Genomic DNA, 13,924 nt, shown 5'->3' with positions numbered 1-13,924 from the left:
AAAAAGCAGAAAAATTCGTTTCTTTTGATATACTAGTAGATAGTTACTGCGAAAACACGTATCTTTGGAGGGAAACGGATGGAAAAAATAACGAATGAGACACTATTTGAACTGAAAACGATTGCGCAGCCTGCAGTGGGGCAAAATCAGGTTTTTTACTTGGAAACGGCAGTCAACCAAGAGACTAATACGTATGATTCAGCGATTTATAGTATTGACGCAAAGACCAACGAACGGCGTGAGTGGGGCACCGAAGCGACGACCCACAACAACCTAAAGGTCTCGCCAGATGAGCAAAGGCTCAGTTTTGTGACGACCGATCCAAAGAAAGGTGAAAGTACGTTATGGACGATGCCAGTGTCCGGAGGCAAGCCCCAAGCACTTGTCACTGAGAAGGGTCTGGGGGACTATTTTTGGAAGCAAGACGCAACGGCGGTCTATTATAAGCTGGCACAAGAAGAGCCGGTCTCAGAGAATCAAGACGACACAGAAAAGACGGACAAGCAAAAGGAATTTCCAGAAGTAAAAGCTACTACGAAAGTCAATTATTTGGCGGATGGCGTAGGCTTTTTAAAAGAAAAAAAACATTCGATCGTCAAAAAAACGATCGCGACACAAGAAACGGAACTGATTTTTGAGCATGATTCTCCCTTTGTTTTTTCTGGCATCGCGGATGATCAGAAGACGTTGTTCCTCACCTTTGACAAAGAGGAAGAAGATGAATGGGACTATGGCTCGAAGGTTTGTCTCCTTGATAGCCAGACGAAAAAGACAGAAAGTTTAGAAAACATCCTGCCAGAAGGAACCTACACTTTTGCTGCTGCGCGCAATGATCAGCTGTTACTATTAGGCAATGATCTCTCTTACGGATTTGTGACCTTGGATGATTTGTTTTTGATCGACTTAAAAACGAAAGCAGTCAAAAATCTTTCCAAGGAGTTAGATGTTGCCTTTGGCAATGCGATCATCAGTGATTTTCAACAAAAAAATCGTGGCGTAGCGATCACCTGGTTGACGGATGACACATTCCTTGTACCCGTAACAGAACATGGCAAGCTACAATTGTACCGTGCCACGACCCAAGGAGAATGGACCAAACTACTTGATGAAAAAATGGATATCCTCGATGCGGCGATCTATTCAGAAGCCAAACTTGCTGTTGCTTATGCGACGCCAACGATCCCTAGTCGCTTAGCGTTGATTGACTTAACAAATGGCGAAGTAACCGATCTCTATGATCCTAACCAAGCAGTTATGTCACAATTAACGATCAGTAAACCCGAAGCGTTTTGGTACGAAGGAGCAGATGGCTGGCAAATTCAAGGCTGGTATTTGCCTCCGACCGAAACAAAGGAGAATCATCCAGCGATTTTGTACATTCATGGCGGTCCGCAGGTCTGCTATGGGGAAACATTTTTCCATGAGATGCAAGTCCATGCCGCTAATGGCTATGGGGTCATCTTGTTGAACCCTCGTGGCGGGCAAGGATACGGTCAAACATTTGTCAAATCGATTTTAGGTGATTATGGCAATAAAGATTATCAAGACTTGCTGTTGGGGGTGGATGCCGTGGTGGCAAACCATCCAGAAATCGATACGAACACCATCCATGTGGCTGGCGGCAGTTATGGTGGCTTTATGACCAACTGGATCGTTGGCCATACCGATCGTTTTTGTGCGGCCGTTACGCAACGCTCAATCTCAAATTGGATCAGCTTTTATGGGACGAGTGACATTGGACCTGCCTTTGTCAAATTCCAATTGTTGCGGGAACTTGATCAGACCGAAGGACTTTGGAAGATGTCGCCTTTGGCCTATGCCAGCCAAGTCAAGACACCCACGCTAGTCCTCCATGGGGAAAATGATTTGCGATGTCCGCAAGAACAAGGACAGCAGTTTTACATGGCATTGCAACGTCAAGGCGTCGATACGAAGCTGATGCTGTTTCCTCAATCCTCTCATGGTTTGTCGCGCAATGGCTTGCCGAACTTGCGGATAGAACGCTTGCAGGCGATCAGTGAATGGCTTGCATCACATGAGAACCAATCAGTAAATTAACCGAATGAAATCACCTGACAAAGAATCACGACTTGGGCTGCTTGAAAAGCCCAACCAGTGATTTCTTAAAAAATCAGGTGATTTTTTTGCGGGATCAAAAGCTATAGGTTTCTGTTATCTTGCCGCCAATGACAGCGACGGTTGAAAACAAATTCATATGACGTTTTCTTCACGTGTTAAATAACAAAAAGAAGAAATAGTTTTGCTTGCTTCCTGTGTTTTAGTGTGATATGATACAAAACGTAATCGTTACACTTTAAGTGTTCTTTTGGTGTGACGCAAGAGAAAGGAGCTGGTTATTATGAGAAACAATATTATTTTGGCATGTGTGGAGACAGGGGAAAGACTTTATTTGACCAATAAGAACCAGCGCAATACGCCGGAACGTTTAGAATTAAAAAAATATTCACCAAAGTTGCGGCGCAGAGCGATTTTTCGTGAAATCAAGAAATAGGAAGGAAAATAACTGAATGGCAAAAAAATCAAAAATTGCAAAATACAACAAACAAGTACAACTCATCGAACAATACCGAGCAGTACGTCAAGAACTAAAAGCACAAGGAGATACCCAAGCATTGGCCAAACTACCGAAGGATTCGAATCCGACTCGTTTGAAGAAACGGGATATGATCGATGGTCGTCCGCGCGGCTACATGAATAAATTCGGCATGTCACGGATCAATTTCCGTAAGCATGCACATCTCGGAGAAATTCCCGGCGTTACAAAAGCAAGCTGGTAACAGAAAGGAGTCAATATGGAAAAAACGGACTTGTCTAGTGCGTATCGACGTTTAAAGAGCCCGAACATCAAAACAAGGAAACGCGCATTAAAGATCATTCATGAATTTAAGCGAAATAAACGAAAAAATGCATTGCAGCTGCGTGCATAATGAGAAAGTGAAAGAAAGTTGGAAATGACATGGCAGTACCTGCAAGAAAAACATCAAAAGCAAAAAAGAATAAGCGCCGGACCCACTATGGCGTCAAAGCACCAGCGATTTCGTTTGATGGGACAACAGGAACCTTCAAGCGCAGCCACCATGTATCTTTAGCAGAATATAAAGCGCAGCACCCAATCGAAAAGAATTAACGCCGTCTTATGACGCCGTCCAGAAAGCAGGGGGAAAATGGAGATCATCTATCCGTCACTGATTGAAGAAGCCTATCGTCACAGTAAAAAATTTCATCCAGAGATCACCAAAGAGGCAATCTATCGCCATTTTTACGAAGCAGGCTTGATCAAAGAAAACGGCGATCCGACGGAAAAAGCCTTGTCAGAAGGGGTCGTTAAAGATTATACTGAGGACTGGGATCTTACCTTTGAAGAATTTTTGATGCTCTACCCTGTGTTTCGTTCCTTTGACTCAAAGCATTTCAAGAAGATCGAGCATTTTTGGGAAATGGATTTGGCTTTGCAAGAACAAATTCTTGCCCAATGGGAGCAAGAAACCTTCACAGAGGAAGAGATCATCGACCTAACTGCTTTTTTCGAAGAGCGATTACCTTCTAAAAGGAACAGTGAATGAACCGTGAAAGGCGTACATGTGATGAAAAAGACGATCCAGCCATTTTTAAAACTTCTAAAGCCCTATGATTATCTGCTGTTTGTTCTGTTAGTTGTCGGCTCTTTTTTACCGCTTTTTCTATTTGAAGCACAAGCTCAAAGTGATACCGGCGATCGGTATGCAATCGTGCGGATCAATGGAGATGAGGTTGACCGTTTTAACTTAGAAGAAATCGATGCGATGGAAAAAACCTACTATCCAGCAGAAGGTCAGTACAATATCGTCGAGATCAAAGATGGCGCGATCCGAGTTCGTGAAGACAATAGTCCCGACCAGATTGCTGTCAAAACCAGCTGGATCTATCGCAATGGGCAGACGAGCATTTGCCTGCCTCATAAGCTGGTGATCGAGATCAAGCAAGCCGGTGCCTCTGACTATTTAATTTATTAACAGAAAAAGGAAGCCAGCTGAACAATTCCTGTTCAGCTGGCTTTTTTATGAGGATGAGCAGAAGAAGCTGTCAAAACCGCCAATCGACCAACGTGTAAGTCAGCCAGAAACAGCGTTTTTGATACAAGAAAAGCGCAGAATTCCAACTGTCAGAAGAAAGAGGAACTATGGGTGAAAGCTACAATCTCTGTCCAATCGTTCACAAAAATTTCTGCCCAATCATCTAAAATAGTTGGGGAACTGCGGCTCTATTTGGTATACTTAGGCAAGTCAGTTCCTTTGAAGCTTCTTTTTCTAAGGACTATGAACGAGCGATGATACAAATATGACCAATTTTCGGAAGTGATAACTTTACTAGATGGGGGCTTAACGAAGATGGGAAATGAAACAATTTGGGAAAACACAGACAATTTTTATCTGTTATGTCAACCAATCATGCAGGTAGAATCGCTAAGTCAGCAAGAGGTGAACGGCTATGAGGTCTTGCTGCGCAGCGAGAAAAACAACCGCTTTCCGCAACAAGAATTCAGCGCAATGATTCAATCTGAAAGTGGCAACCAGCAGTTGATGGAGTGGTATGCCCAGGAGCTGCGACGGTTGTGCCAAGAAAAGCCGAAAACCCGCTTTAGTGTCAATATTCATCCACAACAGCTGCTGTGGCAGTCAACGTGGACCTTTTTTGAGGGGATGACTGCTCACAAAGAGCAGTTGCAGATCGAATTAACAGAGCATCCTGTAATAGGTCAGCATGATTCTTTTGATTTGTCTACTGCCCTTGCAAAAATCAAAGCCTATGGCTATGTGATCGCTGTCGATGACATCGGCTGTGGCCAAAATACCCTGTCATTGGTCTTTGCCAATCTTGAAAATGTGGATTGTTTGAAATTTTCACTACTGCCGTTTATTCAGCTCGATGAGGAGATCGGGTTTAGTTTCTTGACCTGTTGGTTGAAGGTCGCCAAAAAGTATCAGCTTGAGTTGATCGTTGAAGGCATCGAGACCCGCGATAAGATGGCGCAGCTGCTTGAGATGGGGGTTCATTTACAACAAGGATATTTATGGTCTAAAGGAGAGCGATTGTGATGGAATGTTAGAACGAGGCGTGCTCTTGGCGTTTGGTTTGCCGCTGATGATTGCCAGTTTACTGGTGACCGCAGATGTTTTTGTACGAAGTGTGCAAAAAATATCGGTTTCTCGTCCATTTAAGTATTTTATTATTGGTATTCTGACGTTTACGCATTTGTATTTTATTCTTTCTTTCTCAATGAATTCAGTTGGGTTTATCTGTTATCAATACACAACTGCTTTTATTGCGAGTCATTTTTTCTATGGTGATCGTGGCAAGATCTTGATTTTGATAACGCCGTGTATGGTCGTTTTCTATTTACTGTTTGTCGGTTTTTCTGACATTGGCAAAGCCTTTTATTTACCGCTATTAGGTGTCGGTGTCTTTGTCCTTGATTTTCTCTTATCAAAAATCAAGTCACTGCGTCCGCAACAGCAATTTTATATGATGTATTTTTTGACCTGCCTGCTCTCACCGCGTTTTTCGATGCTAGTCCATCATACGACGACCTATGACTGGGAAGCGATGTTGGCAGTATTTGTTGGTTCTTTCGTGCTGCTAGGAAGTTTTATGTGGTTGCATCGGTTGATTGAGGGGCAAGAATACCAAGTACTGGCAGAGTTGGCGAATAGTAAGATCGATGCGTTGACCGGCTGCTTCAACTATGGGACCTATAACCACGATCTGCTTCAAGCCGTTTCACAGAAAAAGACTGTGACGATCGCCATGATCGATCTCGATCACTTCAAAAAGGTCAACGACCGTTATGGTCATATCGCCGGAAATGAGCTATTGAGAACTTTCGCCTCACGGACGTCCACTTTTTTAGAGGCGCATTTTGCCGAGACCTTTTCCTTTTATCGTTATGGCGGAGAAGAGTTCTGTGTCGTGATCGAAGGGGATGTCAAAGAACAGACCGTAGCTGCGATGACGACACTGTGTCAAACCATTTCTAGTAGTATGTTTCCTGTCGCTAATTTTGAAAAAGGGACGATGTCTTTGTCTTGCGGCGTTGAAGCGAGCACAGTTTGTCATGGGGATATCTTGGCAGCCGTTGAAAGAGCCGATCAAGCACTCTATCTCGCAAAACAAAGTGGTCGAAACCGGGTGTGCACCTTGCCTGAGACGTAAAAAAATAATGGAAAAATAATTTACACAAATTCACAAAGAATTAAATCTTTATGCACAAAAAGTTAGTAATAATAAAGAAATAATGTTATTTATTTACAAAATATACATTTTGATTATTTTATTTATCTTGAGAATCTTCGCATATTAACAAAAAGATTGAAACTATGTATAATTTCTGGTAAATTATTCTAAATCAAGAGTGATAAAAACTGTCAATAATTAATAGTGATTCTTACTTGATGCTTTGTCCGCTTTTCCAATGAAATGTTTCTGGAATTGTCCCGTCGAATCAGCAAGTAAGGGTTCTTTTTTTTAGAAAGGAAGCACAGGAAATGGCAAATACGCTGGTTGTCAATACACTCGCAAATTTAGGCGCAATTATCATCAATATTTATTTGTTATTCAAAATCAGTGACGGATTCGTTGGCCAAGGGACGTTCAAAGCGAAACAGATCGCAGCGGCGATTGCTTGTGAAACCGTCGTGGGGATGCTGATGATGAATTTCTCTTACGTCGTATACGAAACGAGATTTGACCTGCGCTTCTTGCTTTACGCTTTTTCCATGAAGTATCTGGGGTGGAAGGTGACCGTACCGACGATGGTCAATCTAGCGTTAGGACGTTTCTTGTTTGAAGTATCAAAATCTTCTTGGTTGAACTTATACCTTACGTTTTTTTTGATAGTGACACTGACATTTCTGCATGCCTGGGCCAAACGGCGATTTACTGACAAACAAGAGTTGTTCCTATCAATTAGCTACTTGATCGCTATCTCCTTTCTTTTTGGTTTTTATTTGACGGGGGATATTCAAAAAACGACCCTAATTTATATAGTTTATGGCATTCTCGCCTATACTTTGGCGTTTTTCCTTTACTCGATAGTCAATGATATGCAGCGCATTTTGGCATTGGTCAAAATCGATGATCTTACGCAGTTGAACAACTTCCGTAAATTTCAAGAGGACCGCCAACGCCTAGACACGACCGAGGTGGACTTATCGATCGCTTTGATCGATATCGATCATTTCAAAAATTACAATGACCGTTACGGACACCGTGCTGGGGATGTGATTTTGCAAGAAATCGCTCGTATTTTTTCGACCTACTGTACGGCGAGCAATCCGGTCTATCGCATCGGTGGGGAAGAGTTTGCGATCTTGATCCAAGGAGACGCACAGGCTGCTGCTTATCTCCTCGAAAAAATCCAAAAGCGCATCCGTTACCAAGAAATCATCTTGGATGCAGGCGATTCGGTCAGCATCACGTTGTCGATTGGGATCGCACAACGGCAAAAGGGCGAGCTGCTGATGCAAACGCAAGAACGTGCCGATCAAGCATTGTATCGAGCCAAGCGCAGCGGTCGCGACCAACTCTGTCTTTACTGACGGGGTTGGCTTCTTTTCTTTTTTTATTTTCAAAAATACTACCTTAAATGAGGAGCACATATGGAAAATAGTTTAATCATGATTCCTTCGCTAGAACCTGACCACAAACTGCTGGCTCTGGTGGAGAAAATTCGTTTGCATAACCAGCACCTGCCGATTTTAGTCGTGGATGATGGCAGTGGGGCTGCTTATCAGTCTGTCTTTTCGGCGTTGGCACAGCAGTTTGGCTGTCAGGTTTTGACCCATCCAAAGAATCTTGGAAAAGGCGCAGCCATCAAAACCGCCCTCACTGAAGTGCTGACAAACCAGCCAGCTGTTGAATTTATGGTGACCATTGATTCGGACGGGCAGCATGAGTATACCGATATGATGGCTTGCTTAGCTAAGGCACAAGCCCATCCCGACAGTATTATTTTAGGGACCCGATCCTTTGGCAAAGAAGTGCCCTTGCGGAGTAAGTTCGGCAACATTTTGACCCGAAATATCCTACGTTTAGCGACTGGTCTTGCCATCGAGGATTCGCAGACGGGCTTAAGGGTTTTCCCTCGGAAATTCATGACAGATTTGTTGGCGATCTCAGGTGAGCGCTTTGAATATGAAACGCGGATGCTGATCGAAGCCCAGAAACGGGGGTGGCCGATTCTCTCGCAACCGATCGCCACTATCTATATTGAAGAAAATGCCTCTTCCCATTTTCGGGTCTTGGCAGATTCCGTCGCTATCTATAGCGTCTTTTTGAAGTATTTGTTTTCATCTGTGGTCTCCTTCTTTGTCGATGTGATTGCCTATGCGTTATTGATCCATTTCTTGTCTGTCATCGATCTGTCCTCCATCGTGATCGCTTCGTTGGGTGCCCGCTTGATTTCGGCGATCGTCAATTACTACATCAATCGCGAGCTTGTTTTTGGTCAACGGACAAAGAACAGTATGCTGCAGTATTTTTTATTAGTGATCGTACAGATTTTGCTGTCCTCTTTCCTCGTCTACCTGATCTATTTGATCCTGCCGATCGGGGATTCTGTGTTGTTAAAAATAGGCGTCGATTGCCTGCTCTTTTTCTTTAGTTACCATGTGCAAAAAAATGTCATCTTTAAGGAGTGATTGAGGTGGAACAAAAACGTTTGCCTTGGGCGAAAAAAGTCGTTTACTTTCTGGCGTTTGTCTTTTCGCTGATCTATTTATCATGGCGGGGGCTGTATACATTGCCATGGCACGAGTCTTGGTTTGCCCTGCTGTTTGGTTTGCTGCTTTGGGGCAGTGAGATCGTATCGAACTTTACGGGCTTGCTGTTGATTTGGAACAAAAACAAAGCAAAGCCTTTTGAAAAACCGATCGTGCCAGAAGCCGACTATCCAGCGATCGATGTGTTGATTGCTACCCATAATGAAGAAGTGCCGCTTTTATTAAAAACAGTCAATGCGGCAGTTCATATGAAATACCCCGATCCCAAAAAAGTTCACATCTACTTGTCAGATGACACCAACCGTCCAGAGGTCAAAGCACTGGCAGATAAATTTGGCATCGGCTATATCGGATTGACAGGCAATCAGCATGCCAAGTCAGGCAATCTCAATCATGCATTGTCAAAAACCAATTCGCCGCTAGTGGCGACCTTTGATGCAGATATGATCCCTTACTCAGATTTTTTGTTGGAAACAGTGCCATATTTTGTGGCAAATCAGCAGGAACGCCGCAAAGATCAGACCATCAAACCGTTGGGCTTTGTCCAAACACCGCAAAGCTTTTACAATGCGGATCTTTTTCAGTACAATCTTTTTTCAGAAGCGGCGATCCCTAACGAGCAGGACTTCTTTTCCAGAGAAGTCAATGTTTTGAACAACGCCCATGATACAGCTATTTATACAGGTTCCAATACGGTGATCGCACGAGAAGCGATCGAAGCCGCTGGCGGATTTCCGACGGACACGATCACGGAAGATTTTGAATTAGGCGCCTTGATCAATTGCCAAGGTTATCGCAGTTTATCAACACTGCAGCCCATGGCCAGCGGTCTGTCTCCCATTGATATCCCAAGTGCCTTAAAGCAGCGGATTCGCTGGGGAAGAGGAGTGGTCCAAAGTGTCCACAATCTCCATCTTTTTAAGAACAAGACGTTGTCTTTGGCGCAAAAAATGGTTTTCTTAAACAGTTATTTGTATTGGTGGTCGTTTTTGCGTCGGTTGCTGTTTATTTTCGCGCCGATTTTGTACACCGTCTTTAATGTAAGGGTCGTAGAGACCAACTTTTGGGTCTTGCTGCTGTTTTGGCTGCCAAGCTATACGTTCTTGCATTTGGCGATGCAGGATTTGAGCAGTGATATTCGAACGCAGCGCTGGGGCGAGATCCAGGAAACGATTTTTGCACCTTACCTAGTGATTCCTGTCTTTTTACAAGCCATTGGCATCAAAGAGACCCGTTTCAAAGTGACCAATAAAGCAGCAACTCAGTCTAAAAAAGACTTGTTGTTTGTGGTGCCGCATTTGTTGCTGTTGATTTTGACGATTATCGGCTTAGTGAAGTTTAATTACGGCAAATTCGGTTCAGAGATTTTCTATGGCAGCGTGTTGACCTTCTGGCTGCTGACCCATTTCTTTAACTTAACCTTTGCGGTCTTATTTTATCTCGGTCGCCCGATTTACCGAACGACGGAACGGTTCAGAGCCCATTATCCTGTTGAAGTTTCCGACCAAGACGCCAGCTATTCTTTGATGACAGAAAATATCTCAGAAAACGGCTTGTCCTTCGTTTCTGACGTTCCTCTTTATTTTCCGCCAGATGCGCAGCTGACGTTTAAAATCACCCGTAATGGCTACCAAGCAGAGATGACGGGAAACGTCGTCCGCGTTTTTTCAGGCAAGGATCGCTGGGTCTATGGGGTTGCTTTACACCAATTATCAGAAAAAGGCTACTTGGCTTATTTGCAGATCATTTATGATGGCTTCAATCAAAGCCTGCCAGTTCTGCGTGACCCGTGGATGACCTTCTTTGATAGTCTTTTTGAAAATCTCGGTAAGCATCTGCTGCAAGCCAAACAAAAGCCATTGCCGCCTCAGCGAGTGCCTGTCCTGTCGATTGATCAAGAATGGGTCTTTGAAGAAGGAGCCTATACGGTCACAACGTTTGGTTTTGACCAGCTCACGTTGGTAAAAACAGAAGAAGTCGAGATGCCTGCCCGTCTAACCTTGCCGATCAGTAATCTTGTGCTTCACGCTGAAAAAGCAACGCTTCAACCAACAGAAAATCAAGTGATTTATCAAGTAAGCAATCTTTCCGAGCTGCGTTTTACAGCAGCCTTTCAAGAATGGGTAGACAGCTTGCTGAGAAAGGAGGAAGATGATGATCGAGATCCTGCTGCGATTTAGTCTTTTTGGTTTATCATTAGCTGGCTATGCCTATCTTTTTGTACGAGTTTGCCATTTTCCCAAACACATCAGCTGGATCGCTGCTTGCTGTTTGCCGATCCTCGTTCTTTCCTTTGTCGCATATGGTCCAAAAGGATGGTTGATCCGGGGGGCATGGGTTTTATTTGGTCTTGGTTTACTATTATGCGTTTGGCGTTTTTGGCAGGAGCGCCATCAGGTACGTTGGGGCTTGCAAGAGCCCATCCTGCTGTGGTTTTACGGCTATTTTGCTTTGTTCGTTTTAACCTTGCTTCACAGTCATTTGACCCACTATGACAACTTCTCCCATTGGGCGACGATCGTTAAATTCCTTTATACGCAGGGACAATTGCCAACGGCAGCCGATGCCATCATCAGTTTTACTTCCTATCCTTTAGGCAGCTCGCTGTTTGTTACTTATACAGCGATCATTGTTGGCTATCATGAGAATGTCTTGCTGATTGGTCAATTGATTTTGATTTTCTGTAGTCTGTATAGTTTCTTTGCGATTATTCGTGATCCGAAAAGAAAGCTGGCTTTTGCTCTGATCTTCACCAGTATGGCGGTTTTCAATTATTTTAATATTGCGATTCGAATGAATAATTTGTTAGTGGACTTTATCCTGCCAGTGTTGACTTTAGCTGGCATCGCTGGCTTATTCGCTTTAAAAGGCAACGTACTACCGTCGATCGGTTTCTTTCTTTTGATTGGCGCCTCTCTTGATTTGGTCAAAAATAGCGCCGTCTTTTTTCTGCTGATTTTAGGCGGCTATTTACTAGTCTGCTTGTGGCAGGCATCAGTTCGTTGGCGGCAACGGCTGGGCATGATGATTGTAGGATTAGCTGCCATTGGGCTATCTGTCCTGCCGGCGATTCTTTGGAACCTGCATGTCAAAGCGAATTTTCCTAAATCGAAGCATGAAGTCAGCGTGACCGCTTATAAACAGATTTTTGGCGAAAAGGATTCTCAGATACTGCAGCAGATAACGGATGTTTTTGTCAAAACGATCACGGATGTTGCGACGATCTCCACGCAAGGGATTCTCTTGATCCAGGTCATCCTGTTGGGCAGTTGGCTATTTGTCCGATTTATCATGAAAAAACGCAATCCATTTTTCAAAGAACTGCTGTTGATCGATGGTATCATTGGTGGGTATTATTTAGGAATCTATGCCATGTTCTTGTTCTCGATGCCCACTGATGAAGCATTGTCTTTGGCAGGGTTCGATCGCTATGCCTCAAGTATCGTGATTTTAGCACTTGGATTAATGACCTTTTTCATGGTCAGAGGCATTGATCATTTGTATCATGAACAAGCGATCGATCGGCGAAACTACCGTAGTTTTGCCAGCTTGACCACGAAAAAAATCTATCAATACAGTACCTTGATTCTGTTATTTTTTGCGACATTGCTGATCCTTTCAGAGAATAATGGCATGCGTTATACCAATCGTGAATATGCTGCTTCGATTCCAGCACAAGTTTTAGCCGTTACTGGCGATCACTTTGACCTAAACGAGAAAAAATATTTGGTGGTCAGTACTAACAAAGAAGCAGTAGATAGCTACTTAGTTGGCTATGTCGGAAAATATTACTTGTTTTCACCCAATGTCGATGGGCGAGAGAATTTCCTCTTATCCGATGCAGATTTTCGCACGCTATTAAATCAATACGATGAAGTCGTCGTCTTAGAAGAGCACTATACCTTTAATGCCATGACGAAGAAGCTAACAGGCAAGACCTTTGCCCCAGGCGTATATTCGGTGGCGGAGGTGTTGGGGCGTTAAATGTAGATTATACACAAAAAAGCCGATCCTACTCTAGAGAGGATCGGCTTTTGTGGTATCTGAAGGTTGATTTATACGGAATGCACATCAATAAAAGGAACGGCTGACATGCGTATAGGCCCTAAAAAGTTAAACTTTTGCGGTCGTACTTTCTACACATGGTAGTAAGTGCTTTTTTAATAAGAACCAGCCCTATCGTCCATTCTCCGTCTGTCGATAATCACTAGGTGAAATGCCGACTTTTTTCTTGAATAAACGGCTGAAATAGGCGGTGTTTTCAATGCCGATCGCCAATGAGATCTCTTTGATGGAAAGCCGAGAATAGCGCAAAAGGTCTTTCGAATAAGAGATGCGTTTGCTGATCTGGTACTCGATGGGGGGCAAGCCCATATATTTGGAAAACTCCTTGACGATTTGATACTTATTGATATGATACCTTTCCTCCAAAGATTCCAAGGTGATCCCTTGACGGAAATCTTCTTCTAGCTGGTCACGAATCTGCAAAATATAAGGCGGGATTTCACTATCCGAAAAGTCGAGATGATATTTTTGCAGGAGCAGTTCATTGAGCAGCTGATGGATCAAAACAGAGCTTTGGAAGGCAGTTTTCGCATTTGGTTCTGGCTGTAACATCAATAAATCTTGTAAGACCAAATGGATCGGATTTTGGCGGCTGCTGGCAGGATTGGTGTGAAAAACTGGACTGCCATTTTTGAGGAATTCCTCATAAAACGCTGCGACGTTGGCGCCATATAGATGGATCCAGTCCATTTCCCAGGGCTCTTGACTAACGGTGCGGTAGTACTGATAGTCTAGACAGTCGATAAAAAACACATCACCTGCTTTCAATTGATAGCTTTTTCCTTTGTAGCGCAATTCACCGCAGCCGGACAATGTATATTTGATCAAATAAGAAGGCAGGTTCTCTCGTTCTGTAAAGTAAGGTTTGCTGGCTTTGAAATAGCCGATTTCTTGAATGTAATAGAAAAGTTCACGCTGCTTTTGGGTTGAAGTATTGATGTAACGCAGTGAATCGGTTGACCATGAGTGGTTGGCTTTTTCCCAGTAATCCATCGGATCCTCCTTTTTACCAAGATTGTGCAAGTCTTTATCAAAATTGTGTGATGAAACTCGTTGATTGTCAAGCTAAAATTGAGGCAACA

The 13,924-nt window shown here is 43.5% G+C and carries 14 protein-coding genes; 13 read left to right on the top strand and 1 reads right to left on the bottom strand.

The annotated features are described in order from the left end of the window. The first annotated feature begins 78 nt into the window (after positions 1–78). From P0G38_RS12960 to P0G38_RS12900, 13 genes are all read left to right on the top strand, one after another. Entirely contained in the window at positions 79–2,058 is a 1,980-nt protein-coding gene (locus P0G38_RS12960) for a S9 family peptidase (RefSeq protein WP_074536523.1), read from the top strand. Between the two features lie 301 nt (positions 2,059–2,359). Further along, on the top strand, positions 2,360–2,512 hold the full coding sequence (rpmG, locus tag P0G38_RS12955; protein WP_005225339.1) for a 50S ribosomal protein L33: 153 nt from the start codon (positions 2,360–2,362) through the stop codon (positions 2,510–2,512). A 16-nt stretch (positions 2,513–2,528) separates the two neighbouring features. Then, positions 2,529–2,798, top strand: a complete 270-nt coding sequence (gene rpsN / locus P0G38_RS12950) for a 30S ribosomal protein S14 (protein ID WP_005225340.1) — start codon at positions 2,529–2,531, stop codon at positions 2,796–2,798. A gap of 15 nt (positions 2,799–2,813) precedes the next feature. Then, positions 2,814–2,948: a putative metal homeostasis protein gene (locus P0G38_RS12945; RefSeq protein WP_005237325.1), complete on the top strand. Its 135-nt coding sequence runs from the start codon at positions 2,814–2,816 to the stop codon at positions 2,946–2,948. Positions 2,949–2,977: 29 nt separating this feature from the next. After that, on the top strand, positions 2,978–3,148 hold the full coding sequence (rpmF, locus tag P0G38_RS12940) for a 50S ribosomal protein L32 (protein WP_005225341.1): 171 nt from the start codon (positions 2,978–2,980) through the stop codon (positions 3,146–3,148). 37 nt (positions 3,149–3,185) lie between these two features. After that, positions 3,186–3,584: a hypothetical protein gene (locus P0G38_RS12935; RefSeq protein WP_074536522.1), complete on the top strand. Its 399-nt coding sequence runs from the start codon at positions 3,186–3,188 to the stop codon at positions 3,582–3,584. A 21-nt stretch (positions 3,585–3,605) separates the two neighbouring features. Beyond that, on the top strand, positions 3,606–4,013 hold the full coding sequence (locus tag P0G38_RS12930; RefSeq protein ID WP_074536521.1) for a NusG domain II-containing protein: 408 nt from the start codon (positions 3,606–3,608) through the stop codon (positions 4,011–4,013). Between the two features lie 375 nt (positions 4,014–4,388). After that, positions 4,389–5,096, top strand: coding sequence for an EAL domain-containing protein (locus tag P0G38_RS12925; protein WP_074536520.1), 708 nt, complete (start codon positions 4,389–4,391; stop codon positions 5,094–5,096). 4 nt (positions 5,097–5,100) lie between these two features. Then, positions 5,101–6,210, top strand: coding sequence for a GGDEF domain-containing protein (locus tag P0G38_RS12920; protein WP_074536519.1), 1,110 nt, complete (start codon positions 5,101–5,103; stop codon positions 6,208–6,210). 332 nt (positions 6,211–6,542) lie between these two features. Continuing rightward, the gene (locus P0G38_RS12915) at positions 6,543–7,595 is read left to right on the top strand and encodes a GGDEF domain-containing protein (RefSeq protein ID WP_074536518.1); all 1,053 of its coding nucleotides are present in this window, start codon (positions 6,543–6,545) and stop codon (positions 7,593–7,595) included. A 60-nt stretch (positions 7,596–7,655) separates the two neighbouring features. Next, positions 7,656–8,696, top strand: a complete 1,041-nt coding sequence (locus P0G38_RS12910; RefSeq protein WP_074536517.1) for a bifunctional glycosyltransferase family 2/GtrA family protein — start codon at positions 7,656–7,658, stop codon at positions 8,694–8,696. Beyond that, complete coding sequence (locus P0G38_RS12905) at positions 8,693–10,957, top strand: glycosyltransferase family 2 protein (protein WP_151195852.1); 2,265 nt, start codon at positions 8,693–8,695, stop codon at positions 10,955–10,957. Before P0G38_RS12910 ends, P0G38_RS12905 begins: the two co-directional genes overlap by 4 nt. Beyond that, positions 10,932–12,761 (top strand): lantibiotic ABC transporter permease, encoded by a 1,830-nt coding sequence (locus P0G38_RS12900; protein ID WP_275851727.1) that lies wholly within the window; start codon positions 10,932–10,934, stop codon positions 12,759–12,761. The genes P0G38_RS12905 and P0G38_RS12900 overlap by 26 nt, the downstream gene beginning before the upstream one ends. Positions 12,762–12,953: 192 nt before the next feature. On the opposite strand, the gene P0G38_RS12895 is transcribed toward P0G38_RS12900, so the two are convergent. Continuing rightward, a complete protein-coding gene (locus tag P0G38_RS12895; RefSeq protein ID WP_005225353.1) occupies positions 12,954–13,835 on the bottom strand; it encodes an AraC family transcriptional regulator in 882 nt (293 codons plus the stop codon). Positions 13,836–13,924: the final 89 nt, after the last annotated feature.

The sequence above is a fragment of the Enterococcus casseliflavus genome (assembly GCF_029215545.1).
Lineage (GTDB): Bacteria > Bacillota > Bacilli > Lactobacillales > Enterococcaceae > Enterococcus_D > Enterococcus_D casseliflavus.
This window is presented reverse-complemented; position numbering and strand designations above follow the sequence as displayed.

Excerpts from the sequence above, each read along its gene's own strand:
- P0G38_RS12920 (WP_074536519.1), top strand. The coding sequence starts at position 5,101 with ATGTTAGAACGAGGCGTGCTCTTGGCGTTTGGTTTGCCGCTGATGATT.
- P0G38_RS12935 (WP_074536522.1), top strand. The coding sequence starts at position 3,186 with ATGGAGATCATCTATCCGTCACTGATTGAAGAAGCCTATCGTCACAGT.
- P0G38_RS12945 (WP_005237325.1), top strand. The coding sequence starts at position 2,814 with ATGGAAAAAACGGACTTGTCTAGTGCGTATCGACGTTTAAAGAGCCCG.
- rpmG (WP_005225339.1), top strand. The coding sequence starts at position 2,360 with ATGAGAAACAATATTATTTTGGCATGTGTGGAGACAGGGGAAAGACTT.
- P0G38_RS12960 (WP_074536523.1), top strand. The coding sequence starts at position 79 with ATGGAAAAAATAACGAATGAGACACTATTTGAACTGAAAACGATTGCG.
- P0G38_RS12900 (WP_275851727.1), top strand. The coding sequence starts at position 10,932 with ATGATCGAGATCCTGCTGCGATTTAGTCTTTTTGGTTTATCATTAGCT.
- rpsN (WP_005225340.1), top strand. The coding sequence starts at position 2,529 with ATGGCAAAAAAATCAAAAATTGCAAAATACAACAAACAAGTACAACTC.
- P0G38_RS12915 (WP_074536518.1), top strand. The coding sequence starts at position 6,543 with ATGGCAAATACGCTGGTTGTCAATACACTCGCAAATTTAGGCGCAATT.
- P0G38_RS12895 (WP_005225353.1), bottom strand. The coding sequence starts at position 13,835 with ATGGATTACTGGGAAAAAGCCAACCACTCATGGTCAACCGATTCACTG.
- P0G38_RS12910 (WP_074536517.1), top strand. The coding sequence starts at position 7,656 with ATGGAAAATAGTTTAATCATGATTCCTTCGCTAGAACCTGACCACAAA.
- P0G38_RS12930 (WP_074536521.1), top strand. The coding sequence starts at position 3,606 with ATGAAAAAGACGATCCAGCCATTTTTAAAACTTCTAAAGCCCTATGAT.
- P0G38_RS12925 (WP_074536520.1), top strand. The coding sequence starts at position 4,389 with ATGGGAAATGAAACAATTTGGGAAAACACAGACAATTTTTATCTGTTA.
- rpmF (WP_005225341.1), top strand. The coding sequence starts at position 2,978 with ATGGCAGTACCTGCAAGAAAAACATCAAAAGCAAAAAAGAATAAGCGC.